At 44.2% G+C, this 18200-nt stretch carries 16 protein-coding genes; 6 read left to right on the top strand and 10 right to left on the bottom strand.

The window, feature by feature from the left end:
- Positions 1-31 precede the first annotated feature (31 nt).
- The 4 genes from AB4503_RS11375 to AB4503_RS11360 form a co-directional block, all read right to left on the bottom strand.
- Entirely contained in the window at positions 32-205 is a 174-nt protein-coding gene (locus AB4503_RS11375; RefSeq protein ID WP_319557163.1) for a hypothetical protein, read from the bottom strand.
- A gap of 246 nt (positions 206-451) precedes the next feature.
- Positions 452-3331: an aminomethyl-transferring glycine dehydrogenase gene (gene gcvP / locus AB4503_RS11370; protein ID WP_372114664.1), complete on the bottom strand. Its 2880-nt coding sequence runs from the start codon at positions 3329-3331 to the stop codon at positions 452-454.
- A gap of 90 nt (positions 3332-3421) precedes the next feature.
- Positions 3422-3802 carry a glycine cleavage system protein GcvH gene (gene gcvH, locus AB4503_RS11365; protein ID WP_017067508.1) on the bottom strand — a complete coding sequence of 127 codons (381 nt, stop codon included), beginning with the start codon at positions 3800-3802 and terminating at the stop codon, positions 3422-3424.
- 51 nt (positions 3803-3853) lie between these two features.
- A complete protein-coding gene (locus AB4503_RS11360) occupies positions 3854-5146 on the bottom strand; it encodes a serine hydroxymethyltransferase (protein ID WP_017064653.1) in 1293 nt (430 codons plus the stop codon).
- Positions 5147-5586: 440 nt separating this feature from the next.
- On the opposite strand from AB4503_RS11360, the gene AB4503_RS11355 reads away from it, so the two are divergent.
- From AB4503_RS11355 to AB4503_RS11345, 3 genes are all read left to right on the top strand, one after another.
- Positions 5587-6210 (top strand): helix-turn-helix domain-containing protein, encoded by a 624-nt coding sequence (locus AB4503_RS11355; protein ID WP_017059847.1) that lies wholly within the window; start codon positions 5587-5589, stop codon positions 6208-6210.
- Positions 6211-6657: 447 nt separating this feature from the next.
- Complete coding sequence (gcvT, locus tag AB4503_RS11350) at positions 6658-7791, top strand: glycine cleavage system aminomethyltransferase GcvT (RefSeq protein WP_372114662.1); 1134 nt, start codon at positions 6658-6660, stop codon at positions 7789-7791.
- Between the two features lie 263 nt (positions 7792-8054).
- Positions 8055-9125 (top strand): trypsin-like serine protease, encoded by a 1071-nt coding sequence (locus AB4503_RS11345; RefSeq protein WP_372114660.1) that lies wholly within the window; start codon positions 8055-8057, stop codon positions 9123-9125.
- Positions 9126-9216: 91 nt separating this feature from the next.
- Here the strand turns inward: AB4503_RS11345 and AB4503_RS11340 are convergent, their stop codons facing one another.
- Positions 9217-9543 carry a hypothetical protein gene (locus AB4503_RS11340; RefSeq protein ID WP_372114658.1) on the bottom strand — a complete coding sequence of 109 codons (327 nt, stop codon included), beginning with the start codon at positions 9541-9543 and terminating at the stop codon, positions 9217-9219.
- Positions 9544-9743: 200 nt separating this feature from the next.
- Here AB4503_RS11340 and AB4503_RS11335 point away from each other — a divergent pair, with 200 nt between their 5' ends.
- On the top strand, positions 9744-10061 hold the full coding sequence (locus AB4503_RS11335; RefSeq protein WP_017059843.1) for a helix-turn-helix transcriptional regulator: 318 nt from the start codon (positions 9744-9746) through the stop codon (positions 10059-10061).
- 93 nt (positions 10062-10154) lie between these two features.
- Here the strand turns inward: AB4503_RS11335 and arfB are convergent, their stop codons facing one another.
- A complete protein-coding gene (gene arfB / locus AB4503_RS11330) occupies positions 10155-10565 on the bottom strand; it encodes an alternative ribosome rescue aminoacyl-tRNA hydrolase ArfB (RefSeq protein ID WP_017059842.1) in 411 nt (136 codons plus the stop codon).
- A gap of 87 nt (positions 10566-10652) precedes the next feature.
- On the opposite strand from arfB, the gene AB4503_RS11325 reads away from it, so the two are divergent.
- Positions 10653-11258: a beta-phosphoglucomutase family hydrolase gene (locus tag AB4503_RS11325; protein ID WP_372114656.1), complete on the top strand. Its 606-nt coding sequence runs from the start codon at positions 10653-10655 to the stop codon at positions 11256-11258.
- Positions 11259-11321: 63 nt separating this feature from the next.
- Here the strand turns inward: AB4503_RS11325 and AB4503_RS11320 are convergent, their stop codons facing one another.
- The 4 genes from AB4503_RS11320 to AB4503_RS11305 form a co-directional block, all read right to left on the bottom strand.
- Positions 11322-13226 carry a GGDEF domain-containing protein gene (locus AB4503_RS11320; protein ID WP_102331910.1) on the bottom strand — a complete coding sequence of 635 codons (1905 nt, stop codon included), beginning with the start codon at positions 13224-13226 and terminating at the stop codon, positions 11322-11324.
- Between the two features lie 237 nt (positions 13227-13463).
- Entirely contained in the window at positions 13464-15212 is a 1749-nt protein-coding gene (locus tag AB4503_RS11315) for a formate--tetrahydrofolate ligase (RefSeq protein WP_017059839.1), read from the bottom strand.
- A 294-nt stretch (positions 15213-15506) separates the two neighbouring features.
- Positions 15507-16811, bottom strand: coding sequence for an inosine/guanosine kinase (locus AB4503_RS11310; RefSeq protein ID WP_017069885.1), 1305 nt, complete (start codon positions 16809-16811; stop codon positions 15507-15509).
- 129 nt (positions 16812-16940) lie between these two features.
- Entirely contained in the window at positions 16941-17420 is a 480-nt protein-coding gene (locus AB4503_RS11305; protein WP_017064645.1) for a CreA family protein, read from the bottom strand.
- Positions 17421-17668: 248 nt separating this feature from the next.
- On the opposite strand from AB4503_RS11305, the gene AB4503_RS11300 reads away from it, so the two are divergent.
- Positions 17669-18163 carry a hypothetical protein gene (locus tag AB4503_RS11300; RefSeq protein WP_017064644.1) on the top strand — a complete coding sequence of 165 codons (495 nt, stop codon included), beginning with the start codon at positions 17669-17671 and terminating at the stop codon, positions 18161-18163.
- The last annotated feature ends 37 nt before the right edge of the window (positions 18164-18200 follow it).

The raw sequence follows: 18200 nt of genomic DNA, 5'->3' as shown, positions 1-18200 counted from the left end.
TTTAATGTCACTCAGATTGCTTCTTATCACATTATCTACGTATTTTACTGTTGGCTTTTAACGCATCTTCATTTACCACATGGTTAGGTTTTTTGTGTTGGTTGCATTCAACTTGTTTTGCTGCTGCGTTAGCTGCTTTAGCGAAAAGAGCAGCTTCCTCTGGAGTGTAAGCTTTCCGAGTTTTCCTTGATTTAACGTTAGTCATAGCTGAGTTCCAAGCATCGAAAATATGACACCATATTAGACTAAAAACTGTGCAAAGAGAAAAGGCGAACCAAATGGTTCGCCTTTTGTTTTCAAGTTAGTTTCCAACTCGGTTATCACAGTTTCCAACTTGGTTATCTGTGATCAGTAATGCCAATGCATTTGTTTACGTCGAATTTCAGAAAACAAAAAGGCGAACCATTTGGTTCGCCTTTTGTTATGTTTCACTGCTTAGCGCCGCTACGAATTAGTCTTCGTAGTTGTCGATGCTTGGGCAAGAACAGATTAGGTTACGGTCGCCGTATACGTTGTCTACACGGTTAACTGTAGGCCAGTACTTCGAGTTCTTCGTTGCTTTCGATGGGAAGCAAGCCAGTTCGCGAGAGTAAGGGCGATCCCATTCTGCGCCTGAAAGGTCAACTTGTGTGTGCGGTGCGTTCACTAGAGGGTTGTTATCTAGTGGCCATTCACCCGCTTTCACTGCTGCCATTTCGTGACGGATTGCGATCATCGCTTCACAGAAACGGTCTAGCTCTTCTAAATCTTCTGATTCAGTTGGCTCTACCATTAGTGTGCCAGCTACTGGGAAAGACATAGTAGGCGCGTGGAAACCGAAGTCCATTAGACGCTTAGCAATATCTTCTTCGCTGATGCCTGTGTCTTCTTTAAGTGGACGAATATCGATAATACATTCGTGCGCTACGCGGCCGTTAGTGCCACGGTAAAGAACAGGGTAGTGAGGACGTAGTTTCTCCATCACGTAGTTCGCGTTCAGAATCGCTACTTTAGTTGCGTCTGTTAGGCCAGGTTCGCCCATCATCGCGATGTAAGCCCAAGAGATAGGTAGAATTGAAGCACTGCCTAAATCTGCTGCTGATACCGCGTAGTCAGAACCTTGTACACCGTTTTCGATGTGACCTGGTAGGAAAGGCGCTAGGTGCGATTTAACACCGATAGGACCCATACCCGGACCGCCACCACCGTGTGGGATACAGAATGTTTTGTGTAGGTTCAAGTGAGATACGTCTGAACCGATGAAGCCAGGTGAAGTTAGACCTACTTGAGCGTTCATGTTCGCGCCGTCTAGGTAAACTTGACCGCCCGCTGCGTGTACTTGTTCACACACTTCTTTCACTTGCTCTTCGTATACGCCGTGCGTAGAAGGGTAAGTGATCATGATGCTTGATAGGTTTTCTTTGTGCTTCTCGATTTTCGCTGCTAGGTCTGTCATGTCGATGTTGCCATCTTCATCACACTTAACAACCACTACCTTCATTGAAACCATTGATGCTGTTGCAGGGTTAGTACCGTGCGCAGAGCTTGGAATCAGACAAACGTTACGGTGAGCTTCACCGCGGCTTGCGTGGTAACGTTGAATCGCGATTAAACCCGCGTATTCGCCAGATGCACCAGAGTTAGGCTGTAGTGAGAAATCGTCGTAACCGGTGATTTCACATAGCTTCTCTTTAAGATCTTTTGCTAGTGCCGTGTAACCAGCAGCTTGCTCTAGAGGTGCGAATGGGTGAATTGAACCAAACTCAGGCCATGTTACTGGAATCATCTCAGCAGCAGCGTTCAGCTTCATCGTACAGCTGCCCAGTGGGATCATGCCGTGCGTTAGTGAGAAGTCTTTGTTCTCAAGCTGTTTTAGGTAACGCATCATTTGCGTTTCGCTGTGGTGCGTGTTGAACACTGGGTGAGTTAGGAACTCTGATTCACGACGACAGTTTTCTGGAATTGCCGCAAACTCATTTGATGCAATGTCAGAAGATAGCGCTTGAACGTCTTCTTTTACGTCGAAGATAGCGAATAGGGCATTCACGTCGTCGACTGTGGTTGTTTCATCTAAGCTGATACCGATTTTACCAACAAGTCGACGAAGGTTGATGTCTGCTGCTTGCGCTTTTGCGTACAGTGCATCTGTCTTGTCTTCTGTGTTCAGCGTGATGGTATCAAAGAAGCTGTTGTTCGTTAGCTCGTAACCCGCTTTAGTCAGGCCAGCCGCTAGGATAGCTGTCATGTGGTGTGTACGACGAGCAATAGTACGAAGGCCTTCTGCACCGTGGTAAACCGCGTAGAAAGACGCCATGTTTGCTAGAAGTGCTTGAGCTGTACAGATGTTCGATGTCGCTTTTTCGCGGCGGATGTGTTGCTCACGAGTTTGCATCGCCATACGTAGCGCTTGGTTACCGTGCGTATCGATCGAAACACCGATTACGCGACCTGGCATTGTACGCTTATGCTTTTCACGAGTACCCATGAATGCAGCGTGTGGACCGCCGTAACCCATAGGAACACCGAAACGTTGTGCGCTGCCGATAACTACGTCTGCGCCCATTTCGCCAGCAGGCTTAAGTAGAGCAGATGCGAGTAGGTCAGTAGCAACGGTTACTAGAGTTTTGTTTGCTTGAGCTTTCGCAATGATGTCTGTTAGGTCACGAACTTCGCCCGTTGTACCAGGGTATTGAACTAATGCACCAAATACGTCTTGCTCTGGAAGTGTTTCAAGAGCGCCAACCATTACTTCAAAACCGATGTACTCAGCACGAGTTTTAACAACTTCTAGTGTTTGAGGGTGAACATCGTCAGCAACGAAGAATACTTTGCTCTTGCTTTTACCAGCACGCTTACACAGTGTCATTGCTTCGCCAGCCGCTGTCGCTTCGTCAAGAAGAGACGCGTTCGCGATTTCCATACCTGTAAGGTCCATTACCATTTGTTGGTAATTCAGTAGAGCTTCAAGACGACCTTGAGAAATCTCTGGTTGGTATGGTGTGTAAGCTGTGTACCAGCCTGGGTTCTCTAAAACGTTACGTAGAATAACGTTTGGAGTGAATGTGTTGTAGTAGCCTTGGCCAATGAAAGTACGTTTCACTTGGTTTAGGTTAGCGATCTCTTTTAGAGAGGTCAGCATGTCCATTTCGCTCAGTGGCGCAGCAAGTGTCATTGGTTTTTCAAGACGGATTTGTGCAGGAACCGTTTCGTCGATCAGTGCGTCTAGGCTAGTCGCGTTGATCGCTTCAAGCATTTTTTGCTGGTCTGCTTTATTTGGGCCGTTATGACGAGCAACAAACTCGTTTTGTGTACCCAAGTCTTTCAGTAATTGGCTTTGAAGTAATTCAGTCATGATATCGTTCTACTTTCTCTCTGGAGCCGTGAGCTAGCCCCTAAAATTAAGCTGCTCACAAGAGCAGCTTTATCGTAATGAGGTTACCTATTAGTCTTCTTCGATAGAGCTTAGGTATTCTTCCGCATCTTTAAGGTTGTTTAGTTCAGACGCATCAGACATCTTCACTTTAACAATCCAACCACCTTCATAAGGTTCTTCGTTGATTAGCTCTGGGCTATCTTCTAGTTCTTCGTTGATTTCTACGATTTCACCAGAGATTGGCGCGTAGATATCAGAAGCAGCTTTAACTGACTCAACTAGAGAGAAGCTTTCGCCAGCTTCAATTTCGTCTTCAGTGTCAGGCAGGTCAACAAACACAACGTCACCTAGCATCTCTTGAGCGTGCTCAGAGATACCGATAGTTACAGTACCGTCACCGTTGTCTTTTACCCACTCGTGGCTGTCTGCAAACTTAAGTGTATTGTCCATTGCTTATTCTCCAAAAATTTATGAGGTTTTAATTTAAATCTTAAAAACGGATTAACGGTAAAGAGGGAAGCGTTTGCAAAGCTCTTTAACTTGCTTGCGAACACGTTGCTCAACTTCAGCGTTGCCTTCAGGGCTTTCAACTAAGCCATCAAGAACATCACCGATCCATTCACCGATAAGTTTGAATTCTTCAGTGCCAAAACCACGACTGGTTCCAGCTGGCGTACCTAAACGAATACCCGAAGTAATCATAGGCTTCTCTGAGTCGAATGGTATGCCATTTTTGTTACATGTGATCCCAGCACGCTCTAATGCTTCTTCAGTTACGTTACCTTTCAAGCCCTTAGGACGAAGGTCAACCAGCATTAGGTGCGTGTCCGTTCCGCCAGTCACAATGTCACAACCGCGAGTTTGCAACACTTCAGCAAGAACTTTTGCGTTGTCGATCACTGAATCAATATAAGTATTAAATTCTGGGCCAAGTGCCTCGCCAAACGCCACTGCTTTAGCCGCGATAACGTGCATTAATGGGCCACCTTGAAGGCCAGGGAACACTGCAGAGTTGATCTTTTTGTTGATGTCTTCGTGGTTAGTCAGAATCATGCCGCCGCGTGGGCCACGAAGTGTTTTGTGCGTTGTTGTAGTCACAACGTGTGCGTGTGGTAGTGGGCTAGGGTGAGCACCTGTCGCGATAAGACCCGCGATGTGTGCCATATCGACCATTAGGATAGCGCCAACTTCGTCAGCGATTTCTCGGAACTTAGCGAAATCAATAACGCGTGGGATAGCACTACCACCAGCAATAATCATTTTAGGTTGGCTTTCAATTGCTAAAGCGCGAACCGCTTCGTAATCGATTTCAAGTGTGTCGCGGTCTACGCCATATTGAACTGCGTTGAACCACTTACCAGACATTGCAGGGCGCGCACCGTGTGTAAGGTGACCACCAGCGTCTAGAGACATACCTAGGATAGTGTCGCCAGGTTGAAGTAGGGCAAGTTTAACTGCGCCGTTCGCTTGAGCGCCAGAGTGAGGCTGTACGTTTACGTATTCACATTTGAACAGCTGCTTAGCGCGTTCGATTGCGATAGCTTCTACTGTATCTACGTGCTCACAACCACCGTAGTAACGACGGCCTGGGTAGCCTTCTGCGTATTTGTTGGTAAGGCAAGTGCCTTGAGCTTGCATTACTGCTTTAGAAACGATGTTCTCAGAAGCAATAAGTTCGATTTGTTCGTTTTGACGAGTGTTCTCTGCTTGGATTCCAGCAAATACTGCGTCGTCAGTCGCAGATAGGTTCGTAGAGAAAAAACTGTCTAAGCTATGGTTTTGATAAGCGTTCATTGTCGAGACCTTTCATTAAGCTAATGGTGATTGTTTTTATAGTCCATTAGGTCTTACGTTGATTTCTGCATCGGTATCGTTTGCGTTATATAGGTGTATAAATAGTGCGTTGCTTCTTATTTATACGACCATAGCGTCAAAGCGATCGTTGTAGGGTCAATGCAGCACGAATTGGTTCCCAAAAATTTCGGGTAAAAAACAGCTCTTACAAATGTTAAATCTATCACTTGCTGCAAGCTGAAGTAGCATCTCTTCATCTAACAAGTCGATAACATAGCTCCGATAAAATCAATTTTCAACAAAAATTTCCAATAGGAAACAGTTTTTCTCATTTTGCTACAGGGAGCACGCTTTATTTTCCTGTGTGCTCTTTAATCAACAAAGCGCTTCATGCAACAATGAAATTAATAGACAGGAAGTAAGAAATAAATGAGGGACCTATGTCAGAAGACATTTATGATGAGTACCCATCTTTAACGTTGGCTAAAGAGACGTTAGATCAGAATATCGAACCACTTAGGCTCGGCCAGCGTATTAAAGATATCCGCAGCAAGCTGGGCATTACGTTAGAAGAGGCGAGCCAACGCACTGGTTTGGCACGTTCAACGCTGAGTAAAATTGAGAACGAACAAATCTCACCGACGTTCCAAGCGATGCAGAAATTGGCTATGGGTTTGCAAATCGATATGCCGCAACTCTTTGAGCCGCCAAGAAAAAAAGTTGCCACAGGACGTCGTGACTTAACTAAAGCAGGCCAGGGTAAACCTCACCCAACTCCGACTTACGAGCATGAACTGCTGGCGACAGAACTTTCGAATAAGAAGATGATGCCGTTCAAGAGCCGAGTGAGAGCACGCACCTTTGAAGAGTATAACGATTGGGTTCGCCACGATGGTGAAGAGTTCTTGATGGTGATCTCTGGTGATGTGATGTTCTACTCAGAATTCTATGAGCCGGTACCCATGAGCGAAGGTGACAGCATGTATTACGACGCCAACATGGGGCATATGTTGATTTCTACTAGTACAGAAGATGCACTGATTTTGTGGGTGACTGCAAAATAAGTTAACAAAGTTAGAATTTCTTATAGTGAATGCAAACGTTTGCTTTTGTTTCTAACGTTTGCCAAAAGACGCGATATTGGTGTGAAAAGCATCAATATCGCGTTTTTGTATGCGATTGAAAATTGTTTTTAAATTGTTAAATGTCACATTTTGAGCTGTTTTAATCTTGTTAAGGGTGTAAAACTGACTCAGGCTTGTTTACTATAGTGAACACGGTTTACTCATGTTGATTGAAGTTTACTGAAGTGAATTCTTAGAAAGTGAGTCGTATAGCTTTTATACAGAAGCCTCTTTTTATATCGCTAGTAATAAAAGCCTATATAGAAGACATCACTTTTTACTATCTACTGTTTCTAACGTTAACCCATATCGTTAGAGGCGACTCTAAATAGAGATATAAGCGGCAGATTCGATTTGGAAAGCCTGCAACGCTTCATGGAGAATAAAATGACTCAAGAACACGCTAATCAAGACCTACTAAAAACACCTCTGCATGCGCTTCACGTTGAAGTCGGTGCAAAAATGGTTCCTTTTGCTGGCTACGACATGCCAGTTCAGTATCCACTGGGTGTAAAGAAAGAGCACTTACACACTCGTAACGCTGCTGGTCTTTTTGATGTTTCTCACATGGGGCAACTGCGTCTACACGGTGAAAATGCAGCCGCTGTTTTAGAATCTCTGGTTCCAGTAGATATTATCGACCTGCCTTCTGGTAAGCAGCGCTACGCGTTCTTTACTAATGAACAGGGCGGCATCATGGATGATCTTATGGTTGCTAACCTTGGCGATCACCTATTTATTGTTGTGAACGCGGCTTGTAAAACACAAGATATCGACCACCTAACGGCTCACCTTCCTGCAGATGTAGAAATGGAAGTGATTGATGACCGCGCTCTATTAGCACTTCAAGGCCCTAAAGCGTCTGAAGTTCTTGCTCGTTTCCAACCAAGCGTTGCAGACATGCTGTTCATGGATGTTCAAAAAGTCGATATCGACGGCGTAGAGTGCATTGTGAGCCGCAGTGGTTACACAGGTGAAGATGGCTATGAAATCTCAGTACCGAACGATCACGCTGAAGCACTAGCTCGTAAACTAACGGCAGAAGCTGAAGTAGAGTGGATTGGCCTTGGCGCACGTGATTCACTTCGTCTTGAGTGTGGCCTATGTCTGTACGGTCACGACTTAGATACAACAACGACTCCAGTAGAAGCTAGCCTTCTATGGGGCATTCAAAAAGTGCGTCGTACTGACGGTGAGCGTGCTGGCGGTTTCCCCGGTGCTGATATCATCCTTGAACAAATCGCAACTAAAGACGTTCAACGCAAGCGTGTTGGTCTAGTGGGTCAAACTAAAGCGCCTGTACGTGAAGGTGCTGAACTGTTCGATGCGGAAGGAAACAAAGTAGGTGTGGTAACGAGTGGCACTGCGGGTCCTAACGCGGGTAAACCTGTTTCAATGGCATACGTGCGCACTGATCTAGCGGCTATCGGTACAGAAGTATTTGCTGAAGTTCGTGGTAAGAAGCTACCAATGACAGTAGAAAAAATGCCATTCGTACCTCAACGTTACTACCGTGGCTAATCTCTTTTAAGAGAAAACACAAACTATAACGAAAGCCTATTGTTAGCTTCTCTTTTTAGGGATGTTTAACGGTAGGCTTTTTTGTTTTTTGAAACGTATACAAGGCAGAATAGAACAATTGAAGTCAGGTTGTTAAATTCGTCTATAAATTGAGAGATGTGGCAATATCGTTACAAATACTTACTATAATGATGGTCAGTACGTGTTATGGTGTCTATTCATCAATTTTGTAAATAAGTAGTAGGGGTTACAAGGAGTTAACTATGAATGTGAATCATACAATGAGTCCAGTTCGTAAAGCCGTTTTAGGGCTTTTAGCGCCATTAATTTACACATCAAGTGTTATGGCAACGGAAAACACGGACGAAAGTACTCCTGATGTGGGTGTAACACCCTATATTGTGAATGGTAGCGACGCTTCAGTCACGGAATTTCCTTCGATGGCAAGCTTGTTCATTGATCGTATTGATTATGACGGTGTTTATTCAACAGGCCCTTACTGTGGTGCAACAATTTTAGATCCAACGCATATTCTAACCGCAGCGCATTGTATATACGGTAATGAAGAAGGGCAGTTGTTTACTGTTGTCGTCCCTCAAATTGAAGATACTTCTCAGTTTCCCAACGGTAACATCCAAAAAGCTCGTGTATCTGAGGTTTACTATCGCAGCGATTATTCAAATGCGTTGAGCGACCTATTACGCAATGACGTTGCAATACTTAAGTTAGAAAGCGCACTGAATATCGACTCAATCAATGATGTTGTAAAGCGTCCTAGTTCGGATGGTTATCGCAGTTCTTCTGAGGCGTTTACCGCTGTGGGCCATGGTGATACACGCACTGGTTTCGACGGAACCACTTTGCTACAAAAAGCAAACCTCAATTATGTAGACAATGCGACTTGTAAAACGGTATTTGCTGCTGGCAATGAGTTAACAGAGAATCAAATTTGTTTCGTTGGAGATGTGGCTACTTCTGGCTTGTACGGTGGCACTTGTCAAGGTGACTCTGGAGGTCCTGTCTACTGGAAGGATGGTTCGGTTTACAGACAAGTAGGGATTACCAGCTTTGGTCCTGAAACGTGTGGTGGCAGCTCAAGAGTAACTTCGGTATTCACTGAAATCTATGACTACAGAGATTGGATTACAGATGTAACTAGTGGTGTGATAGATAGTTCTGAAACCGTTCAAATTTCAGCAACAGAAGCTAAGCGAACGGCTTATGTGAATGCACGGACTTCATCTGGTTCAGGCGGCAGTGGAGGCAGTTTGTCGTTTGGCGTGCTAGGCGCGTTGATGTTACTCGGTAGGTTTAGAAGAGCGATGTCTTGTTAGATACCCACGTCTTCATGTTAGCTAAACAAACGGCCAGTCATTCAACTATGACTGGCCGTTTTTGTTTTGTTTGTTTAAGCCGTTCAGAGGATTAGGCACAGAATTCAGTAGACGCTTTTCTACTGTACCTTTCGACAATCACATCCATCTCTTTAACTGCGTCGTTGATGCTTTGAATACCGCCTTGTGCGACACCTTTTTCATTTTGGTTCAGAGCAGAAAAGGCCTGCTTCAATTCTTTCTCTTCCAACATACTTCCGTGCAGCAGCACTTCTTTGTAAGTGAGTAGCCTATGCTGCACTGCAATAATTTCGGAGCGGGCATTGTCCGTTTCTAATGCGTGCTTAATGCAAGGAAATGACAATTTATAACGATTCGCAATTTCCAATATGACGTCTTTCTTATTCGCAATTTGCAATTTTTCTAATTTCCCAACACTTGAATACTCAAGTTACCTAGCCTGTACGTTCACAACTGATATCAGTGTGAAGGTTTATGAAACGTAACGGTTTTATCAAGCGAATAATATGCCTTTGATGGCTTATGTAAACCATCACAAGTCAATATGGTCTGCTTCTTGCTGAATTTAGGACATAACTGTCTTTTGAGGATGAGCTTATGTCACAAGAACCCATAATATTGGCGCTGATTGAGCGTAGGAAACAAGCCAACTTGTCTCAAGAAAAGTTAGCCTCGAGTGCAGGAATGAGCTTAAAAACCTATCAAAGGATTGAACGTGGAGAGGCGGACATCAAGATGTCTCAGTATCGTTCAATCACTAGAACCTTAAAAGTGACGGATTTGGATGTGGTGCTTGATATTGTTGGCGCATCACAAGTAACAGCGGAAGATGTAGCTGCGGTCAGTCGTCTGCTGACCAGCGAAGAGCGCCTGTTGTTGATCAAGCTGATTTTGTCGGTCAAAAAGAAGCAGTAGTCTTTCTTTCAAATAAACAGCGTAATAGATCGATTCGTTAGTCAAATTGACAGATACTTCTAGGGTAATGTGTTCTCTGAGGGCATGAAGCCATCAGCTCACTCTTCCACGCAGCTGTTTGGTGGTGCTTCTTTGTTTTTTGCTTTCTAAACGTCTTTTCTGAGAGCCACGCGTCGGCTTAGTTGCTCGTCTTACTTTTTGAACCTTTGTCGCTTCCAAGATCAATTCTTTCAAGCGCACTAAAGCATCATCTCGGTTTTGTTCCTGAGTTCTATACTGTTGCGCTTTAATGATAATCACACCGTCTTTGGTGATGCGGCTATCTTTGTGTGCGAGGAGCTTTTCTTTATAGAAGTCAGGTAGGGTAGAGTGCTTGATATCAAAACGTAAATGTATCGCGCTCGATACTTTATTGACGTTCTGACCGCCGGCTCCTTGTGCTCTGATCGCTGTTAACTGGAGTTCCCAGTCTTGAATCGAAACAGAGTTAGATATTTGTAACATAAACATCCATTTTGAACGGTAATATGGCGCCATGATACTGAATATTGGTTATGGTATCAGTAACTTTATTTAAGAGTGGTAGTAGTGATGAAAATAGATTTAACGGCATATGAAGGATTAATCTTTGATATGGACGGTACGTTGATCGATACAATGCCTGCACATGTAAAGGCGTGGGAGCGAACGGCTGAAGAGTTTGGCTTTCATTTTGAAGCGTCTTGGCTGCATAGCTTAGGTGGCATGCCGAGTTATAAGATAGCCGGTGAGGTGAACAGCAAATACGGTTTATCGCTCGACCCACAAGCGGTTTCTACGTTTAAAATGGCGTCGTTTGCGGCTATCGAAGACAAAGGAGACGTTATCCCTTGTACTCACTCTCTGTTGTTAGAGCATCTGGGTAACAAGAAGATTGCAGTCGGAACGGGCAGTCAACGTAAAAGTGCCGAACAGTTACTGGATAAGACAGAGATCTTGAGTAAGCTCGATATTCTCGTGACAGCAACAGACGTTAAGAATCACAAACCAAATCCGGATACTTTCTTAGATGCGTGTTTTGGTATGGGATTACAGCCAAAGCAGTGTGTTGTGTTTGAAGATACGAACTTAGGTAAGCAGGCTGCTCATGCTGCGAACATGGATTGTATTCTGGTGGTAGAAGGGAAAAAGTTAGAGTTCTATCCAGCACCAAGCTGATTGAAAGGATTGGGTTGTTAAACCGCCAAACTGATAGCCTAGCGGAACAATACTGATTTTCTGTTAGGCGATTTCGCTCATTTCGCTGTCTAGGAACAGGCAAACACTGTTTCGACCTGCGGCTTTGGCTTCATAGAGTGCTAAATCCGCACACTTGTAGTTGAGAGTAGGGTCGTTGGTCAGGTTGGTGATTCCGCCACTGACCGTCACCACGTTGTCGAGCTCAATATTGACTGCGATTCTCAATCTGTTAAGCACATATTCAGCTTCTTCAGTTGTGGTATGAGGCAGAATAACGCCAAATTCTTCACCACCAATGCGAGCCACAAAATCAGTTTCTCGACACTCACGTTGTAATACCTCAGCAACGGTTTGAATGACGCGATCACCATAATCGTGACCAAATCTGTCGTTAATGCGTTTGAAATAGTCTATGTCCAAGATCGCTAAGCAAGAGTGTTCGCGAGTAGGGTATCGATTCACACGAGAGCACTCATCTCTCAGCTCAAGATCGAACTTACGGCGGTTCCAACACCCAGCTAAGGCATCTTTTTCGCTCAGGTTTCTCAGTTTGTTTTCTAGCTCTTTGTGTTTACTGATATCCACAAATGAAGCGACATAAAACTGAATCACGTCTTTCGAGTCTTTAATGGTTTGGATTCGCAATATTTCCGTGATCAAAGATCCGTCTTTACGGCGATTGACCACTTCGCCTTCCCATACCCCAGTCTTAGTGATTATGCTCCACATCTTGATGTAGAACTCTTCGTTGTAGCGACCAGAGGCAAACATGGATGGTTGGCGGCCTTTTACGTCTTCTAACTCGTAGCCACTAACACGGGTGAATTCTTGGTTTACCTTGATGATACGGTTGTTTCTGTCGGTAATCACTAAGGCAGACATACCATTCATCGCGGCTTTAGCCAGTTGACTATCGATACTGTTCTTCTTGTGGTTACTGTTCCACAATACAAAGCCAGCGGAGATCATCGAAATCAAGAAAGACAAGGTGATGATCTGAACGACAATCGCTTGTTTTTCTTGTCGGTATTGACTGCTGAAATGCTGATTCTCAATGTGAAGAACCATGTAAATAGGGCCTGCAAACTGCTTTATCTTTGGGCTGATGTCCGAGTGGAAATACCAGTTCTTACCATCGAAATAGCTAGACGAAGAGTTGTCTTGAATGTCTTTCCAAAGCTCTGGGTATAGCTTTGCGTATGTCTTGTCTGAACGTGATTCAATCACATGCCCAAATGATTCAGCTGGGTCAGGGCCCATGATGACATGACCAGTTTTGTTTAGAATGACCGGGACTGCATCTGAGTCTCCAATTTGGTAATGAAGGCGGTTGTAAATCTCTAGCATGTTTAGATTTGCAATGAAGTAACCAATAATTCGATTCCCTTCAGCGACTGGCGTCATAATGCGAAGCGCCGGCGTTAACGGGTGGATGATTTCTCCATTTTCCATTTCTAGGTCAATGCCTCTGGATCTGACATCGCCAATCTCTAATTTCTGAAGCATCTGGTAGTAATCTCGAGAAGATTTGTTCTGCAGTTCGTTCTCGGGGACGACAGTGGCTCGACCGTCTTTGTAGTTAACGCGGAACACTTCGTTGCCGGCTAGATCGAGATAACGAAGCTGGGAATAGTATTTTTGGCCACGAGCTAACATCACCCAAAGATCTTGCAGGGTTTCTTTATGGATAATAGAAGGTTCTCGAATCGCTCGGAGTAGTGTTTGAGAGTCGGCGATTGACGGAACAGAGTTAGAGATTTGCTCAACAATAACAGCGAGTTCATGAAAGCTGTATTCGATCTGGTTCTGGCTGGACTGTTGGATATTTAGCGTGTGCTGAGCTTCAACCCTGTCAAATTCAGAGTTAATGTAGAGGGCAGGGACTAGTCCTAGGGCAAAGATGGTACATAGAAATTGGCTGACTAGTTTTTTTATACTTGTATTCATCACTGTCCTCAAAGAATCAGCGCAATACTATATATTTTATAGGGTTTTTAATGTGATCTTGACCCAGAAGTTAAGACAAGATTCGCATATAACTACGATTTAAGTGCAACTTTTTGCAGTTAAGCTTGATTGTTGAGCAATCACTTCGTTAGTAAATGATTGCTCAATATAGAACACTGCTCCGAAACCTAAGCTAAATTAATCGCGATTAATTGCCGATTATCTAACTAAGGGCAGCTAGCTTAGGCCGACGATATTTCCATTACTATCAATATCTAACGACATGAACGCCGGTTTGTCAGGCAAGCCTGGCATGGTCATTACATTGCCGCACAACGCGTAAATAAAGCCAGCACCAGCACACAATTTTAGTTCTCTAACAGGCACGTCAAATTGGGTTGGTGCACCTTTTACGTGTGCTTCTGTCGAGATCGATAGTGGTGTTTTTGCCAAACAAACTGATAGGTCGCTATAGCCATGCAGTTTGAATTCAGCCAGTTGTTTTTTAGCCAGTGGAGATAGCGAAATACTTGCCGCGCCATAACCAACTTCAGCAACTGCCATCAGCTTTTCTTCTAGGCTTTGCTCTGAGTGATACAAAGGCTTAAATTCACTCTGTTTTTGGCAAGCTTTGACTACAGCGTGAGCCAGTTGAGTCGCGCCTTCGCCACCTTGACCAAATGCTTCGCTTACTTCAACGTTAACGCTTGAGTCGAAGTCGGTGATCATCTGTTTCAAAGCATCGAGCTCTTGAGCTGAGTCTTGTGGGAATCGGTTAATCGCAACAACTGTAGGCACTTGGTATTGCTTAACGTTGTTGATGTGCCATTTTAGGTTCTCAAAGCCTGCAATTAGCGCGTCTTGGTCATCATTAAAAATTGAATCTGGTAATGGAGTGCCGGGTCTCAAATCGTATAAACCAGAGTTGGCCTTTAATCCACGTAATGTTGCAACAACCACAGCGCAATCGGGCTTTTTGTTCGACGCTTTTGCTTTTATGTTGCACGCTTTTTCAAAGCCCATATCTGAGCCGAAACCACCTTCGGTCACGACAAAGTCACTCAGTTTTAACGCTATCTTATCGGCAATAATTGAAGAGTTACCATGTGCGATGTTCGCGAAAGGCCCGGCGTGAATTAGGGTAGGAACGCCTTCAAGGGTTTGCATCAATGTTGGTTCAATAGAATCCTTCATGGTTACGGTCATTGCGCCTGCAACGTTGAAGTCATCTGCGGTCAACGGCAAGCCTTGTTTGTTGTAGGCAAGTACCACTCGTCCGATGCGCTTTCTCAAATCTTGAAGGTCATTGGCTAGAGCAAGAATGGCCATTAGCTCTGAAGCAGCTGAGATATCAAATCCATCTTCTCGCTCAAAGCCGTTAATTGTTTTGTCTGCTTCGTTCTTGCCAACCGTGATCATGCGTAGTGCGCGATCATTGTGGTCAAGTACACGTCGCCAAACGATTCTGCTTGGGTCAATATCCAAGGCTTTTAAGCCAGAACGCGCTTCAAACGCCTCTAAGCCTTCCCGTTGTTCATGATACAAACGTGCATCAATGGCGGCAGAGGCGAGGTTGTGAGCGGCCGTAACAGCATGAATATCGCCCGTCAGGTGCAGGTTTAATTGTTCCATAGGGGCAACTTGAGAGTAACCACCACCCGCAGCGCCACCTTTTACACCAAATACCGGACCCATTGAAGGCTGGCGAATGCAGGCCATTGCAGATTGGTTAATCTCTGCGAGGCCTTGTGCTAATCCGATAGTAGTGACGGTTTTGCCTTCACCAAGAGGTGTCGGTGTGATCGCCGTGACTACGACTAATTTACCATCTTGTTGGTTGGCGAGGCGTTCAAGTGACGTGAGAGACACTTTAGATTTGAATTGCCCTAATGGCTGATGTTCGTTGTGGTGCAGGCCAGCTTGCTTGGCAACCTCACTGATGTTTTTAAGGGGAGTAGAGCGACAAATATCAATATCAGACAGCATATTTGATCCTTATATCAGAACCGAAAGGCGGTACGTAAACGTTTGCGTGGCGATAGTACTGTATAAATTTGCCAAGTAAAGGCAAACCACACGAATTATGTGCTGGAAGATAACAGATCTAAAGAGTCATTGCGCGAGATCAAATCTTAAACGAGCAAAATATTCGATATGATTAACTTCACCTGCCGTTATATTGGTGTTGAATACAAAAAGGGCTGCATATAGCAGCCCTTCAAGGAATGGGTAATCTCACTTGGCGTTAACCTTTAAGAGGTAACTGCCTAATATGGTCGATTAACGATCCCAGTATGTTTCTTCTAAGCTATCTTCGCGTTCAGGTAATGCACGAGAAAGGCGAGGAGAGTGCTGAGTCAACACTTCGTAGCTTACACGGTTTGCGTACTTACAAATTTGAGACAGTGAAGAGTAAGTTAGACAAGTGTGCTCGTGTTTCTCTGAGTTTGGTACATTCACGTGGTGGTAGCTATTTGCTGCCATGTCGTGAAGTAGTGCTGAAAGTGCACCATCGCCAGCGCCATTGGTATTCTTAATCTCAAGTGGGCCACCTAGGTAAGGGCCAATGTGAGAGTACACTTTTACTGGGTCTTTACAGTCTTGCTTACGCATCGCACGGCTGAATTCGTATTTATTGAACTCAGGGATGTTACCCGGTAACAATGGCAGTGTGGTTTCGCGTTTCGCTGGTTCGTCAGTGTAACCTGCCATGTATAGACCAATAGGACCTGCAGTACATAGAACTAGGTCAACCCACTCAAGTGCCTTGTTAGCAGCCAATAGAGGATCTTTTTCACCCGTTAGCGCTTCACCTTCATCTTCGTTCATCGCGACGATGGTTACGTTTTCTTTCAGGTATTCTTGCCACCATTCAGCGTTGCCTTCGATCACATACTTAGTACCAAGTGTTAGTACAACAGGCACATTGTGCGCTTTCGCGTATTCAATCGCTTTTTGTACCGCTTTTGGCATCGGATCTTCAGGTTTGCCACGCATTAGGTATGACGACACAACCAATGCAGAAGCTTTCTCGAAGACTTTTTCAGGAATGCTTTCTGGAAGAAGTTGGTTCATGTGGCCTTCGTTGATTGCAAACGTACGTTCGCCATCTTCAGAAATCAGCGTGTAACAACGACCAATTGGACCATCAACAGTTTGAAGGTGGTTTAGATTCATACGAGAAGAAGTGCGGCAAAGGTAACGATAACCAAATGAGCCAACTTCAATCTTCTTAGACATTACGCCAAGCAGGACAGATTTGCTGTCCGCAAGTACGGAATAGTTGTGCAGTGTGTTGCCGATAGTATCGCCAGGATATTGATGCGTGATCAAACCGCGCTCAACTAACTCTTCATACAGCGCATCTGCTTTACTTTCTTCCAATACCAGTGAGTGACCTTTACTCAGCTCGTATTTTTCTAGGAACTCGTTGTCAACACGGGCTTCGATATCAACAATCGTTTGGCCAACACCCACAATCGTTGCGCGGTGAAGCTTAGGCGTTTGTTGAATTTGGTTGACCAACGGATCACGTGCGTGAGTTGGAAAGTAGTGCTTAGATTTACGCTGTCCAGGAAACTTCATATGAAAAATACAGTGAAAAAATTTTGCCGCATGATATCACATTTTGTTTCTGTTTCTTTCATTTTTATTACATTTTGAATCACCTGCACAATGTCTGTACAGGTGATTCAACTAACTATATGTTTGAAACTACTCGGTTGGCTGTACTAACGTCGCTGGATCAACGTAAGCCTCTGTACCCCATAGTGGAACAGTTGAAAGGCTGTGTTTGAAGCTACCTTCTGTTTCTTTGGTGGTGTAAGACAAGTAAAGCAGCGACTGATTCTCTGCATCGTAGATACGACGAACCTTCATTGTTTTAAAGAAGATACTTTTCGATTGCTTGAATACCACTTCGCCAGACTTACTCTTGTCTATTTGAGCAATCATTTCTGGTGTAATTTCACCTGTTTGACGACAAGATATAGAGCTATCACTTGGATCAGAAAGGCTAAGGTTTGCTTCGATTGATGCGATATGACAGGTAACACCCGCGATCTTATCGTCATCTAATGAAGACATTTTGATATCCTTCATTGTGAAGAAACCCAGTGAGACGTCGCCAACCTCGTTGTCCGAACAGCCAGCTAACATTGTCACGATACCTGCTGCTATTAAGGCTTTTTTCATAAGAAGTCCTTTTTATTTATATAGTTCTGTTTACTATAAGGATATTGAAAGCTTGGATACGAGTGTAGAGCTTTTCGTTAAGTTCTTAAAGGATGTTGTTGGATAATGAAAAATATGAAGCATTTAAAGTACTTGTTGGCCTTGGTCATGCTCTGTATGCTCTCTGCTTGTAGCTCGGCACCTCAGCCGACCGTATGTCTTCCAAATAACTGCGATATTTGGGGATACTAACCGTAGGTACTAAAAGAATGAATAACGAAATACCTGAAATTGCACACAAGAAAAACCAATGGCTATTTAGTCAGCTCGATATTGCTTACCCCGCAAAAGAGAGCCTCCTCGGCCGTGAACTTTATCAAAGCAAACTTCCATCCAAGACATACCAACTCCTAGCACAAGATCAAACTCCTTCCCAAATTGATGAACTGCATAAAGTCGATTTCCATAAATTGACCGTGCTATTTTCACTCAACCAAGCAAGCGTTTACCAAGATGAAATCGAAAGGGCACACATGCTTGAGTTCTTGAGCCAAATTATGCTTTCTGACGATCATGTATTATATATTGGTACTCAAAACGGTGAAGTTGTGGCGAGCGCTATCGTCACAGAAGCGGATGGTTCCCTATTGATCTCGGATGTCGTTGCTGAAAATGGTCAAAGTATCAACAACTTTGCTAAGCAGTTACACGATTTTTGGGCACAAGATCATGCTTCTTGCGATAAAGTATGGATCGAGAACTAAAGATTCTTTGACAAAGCGTTAATCTAAGTACAATACC

It is taken from the genome of Vibrio sp. 10N.222.55.B11 (assembly GCF_041473705.1).
Classification (GTDB): Bacteria; Pseudomonadota; Gammaproteobacteria; order Enterobacterales; family Vibrionaceae; genus Vibrio; species Vibrio crassostreae_C.
This window is presented reverse-complemented; position numbering and strand designations above follow the sequence as displayed.

What these genes read in the sequence shown, in the direction of transcription:
- AB4503_RS11315 (WP_017059839.1), bottom strand. Translation starts at nt 15,212, where the DNA reads ATGCTGTCTGATATTGATATTTGTCGCTCTACTCCCCTTAAAAACATC.
- arfB (WP_017059842.1), bottom strand. Translation starts at nt 10,565, where the DNA reads ATGTTACAAATATCTAACTCTGTTTCGATTCAAGACTGGGAACTCCAG.
- AB4503_RS11375 (WP_319557163.1), bottom strand. Translation starts at nt 205, where the DNA reads ATGACTAACGTTAAATCAAGGAAAACTCGGAAAGCTTACACTCCAGAG.
- gcvH (WP_017067508.1), bottom strand. Translation starts at nt 3,802, where the DNA reads ATGGACAATACACTTAAGTTTGCAGACAGCCACGAGTGGGTAAAAGAC.
- AB4503_RS11310 (WP_017069885.1), bottom strand. Translation starts at nt 16,811, where the DNA reads ATGAAGTTTCCTGGACAGCGTAAATCTAAGCACTACTTTCCAACTCAC.
- AB4503_RS11320 (WP_102331910.1), bottom strand. Translation starts at nt 13,226, where the DNA reads ATGAATACAAGTATAAAAAAACTAGTCAGCCAATTTCTATGTACCATC.
- AB4503_RS11345 (WP_372114660.1), top strand. Translation starts at nt 8,055, where the DNA reads ATGAATGTGAATCATACAATGAGTCCAGTTCGTAAAGCCGTTTTAGGG.
- AB4503_RS11300 (WP_017064644.1), top strand. Translation starts at nt 17,669, where the DNA reads ATGAATAACGAAATACCTGAAATTGCACACAAGAAAAACCAATGGCTA.
- gcvT (WP_372114662.1), top strand. Translation starts at nt 6,658, where the DNA reads ATGACTCAAGAACACGCTAATCAAGACCTACTAAAAACACCTCTGCAT.
- AB4503_RS11355 (WP_017059847.1), top strand. Translation starts at nt 5,587, where the DNA reads ATGTCAGAAGACATTTATGATGAGTACCCATCTTTAACGTTGGCTAAA.
- gcvP (WP_372114664.1), bottom strand. Translation starts at nt 3,331, where the DNA reads ATGACTGAATTACTTCAAAGCCAATTACTGAAAGACTTGGGTACACAA.
- AB4503_RS11360 (WP_017064653.1), bottom strand. Translation starts at nt 5,146, where the DNA reads ATGAACGCTTATCAAAACCATAGCTTAGACAGTTTTTTCTCTACGAAC.
- AB4503_RS11325 (WP_372114656.1), top strand. Translation starts at nt 10,653, where the DNA reads ATGAAAATAGATTTAACGGCATATGAAGGATTAATCTTTGATATGGAC.
- AB4503_RS11305 (WP_017064645.1), bottom strand. Translation starts at nt 17,420, where the DNA reads ATGAAAAAAGCCTTAATAGCAGCAGGTATCGTGACAATGTTAGCTGGC.
- AB4503_RS11335 (WP_017059843.1), top strand. Translation starts at nt 9,744, where the DNA reads ATGTCACAAGAACCCATAATATTGGCGCTGATTGAGCGTAGGAAACAA.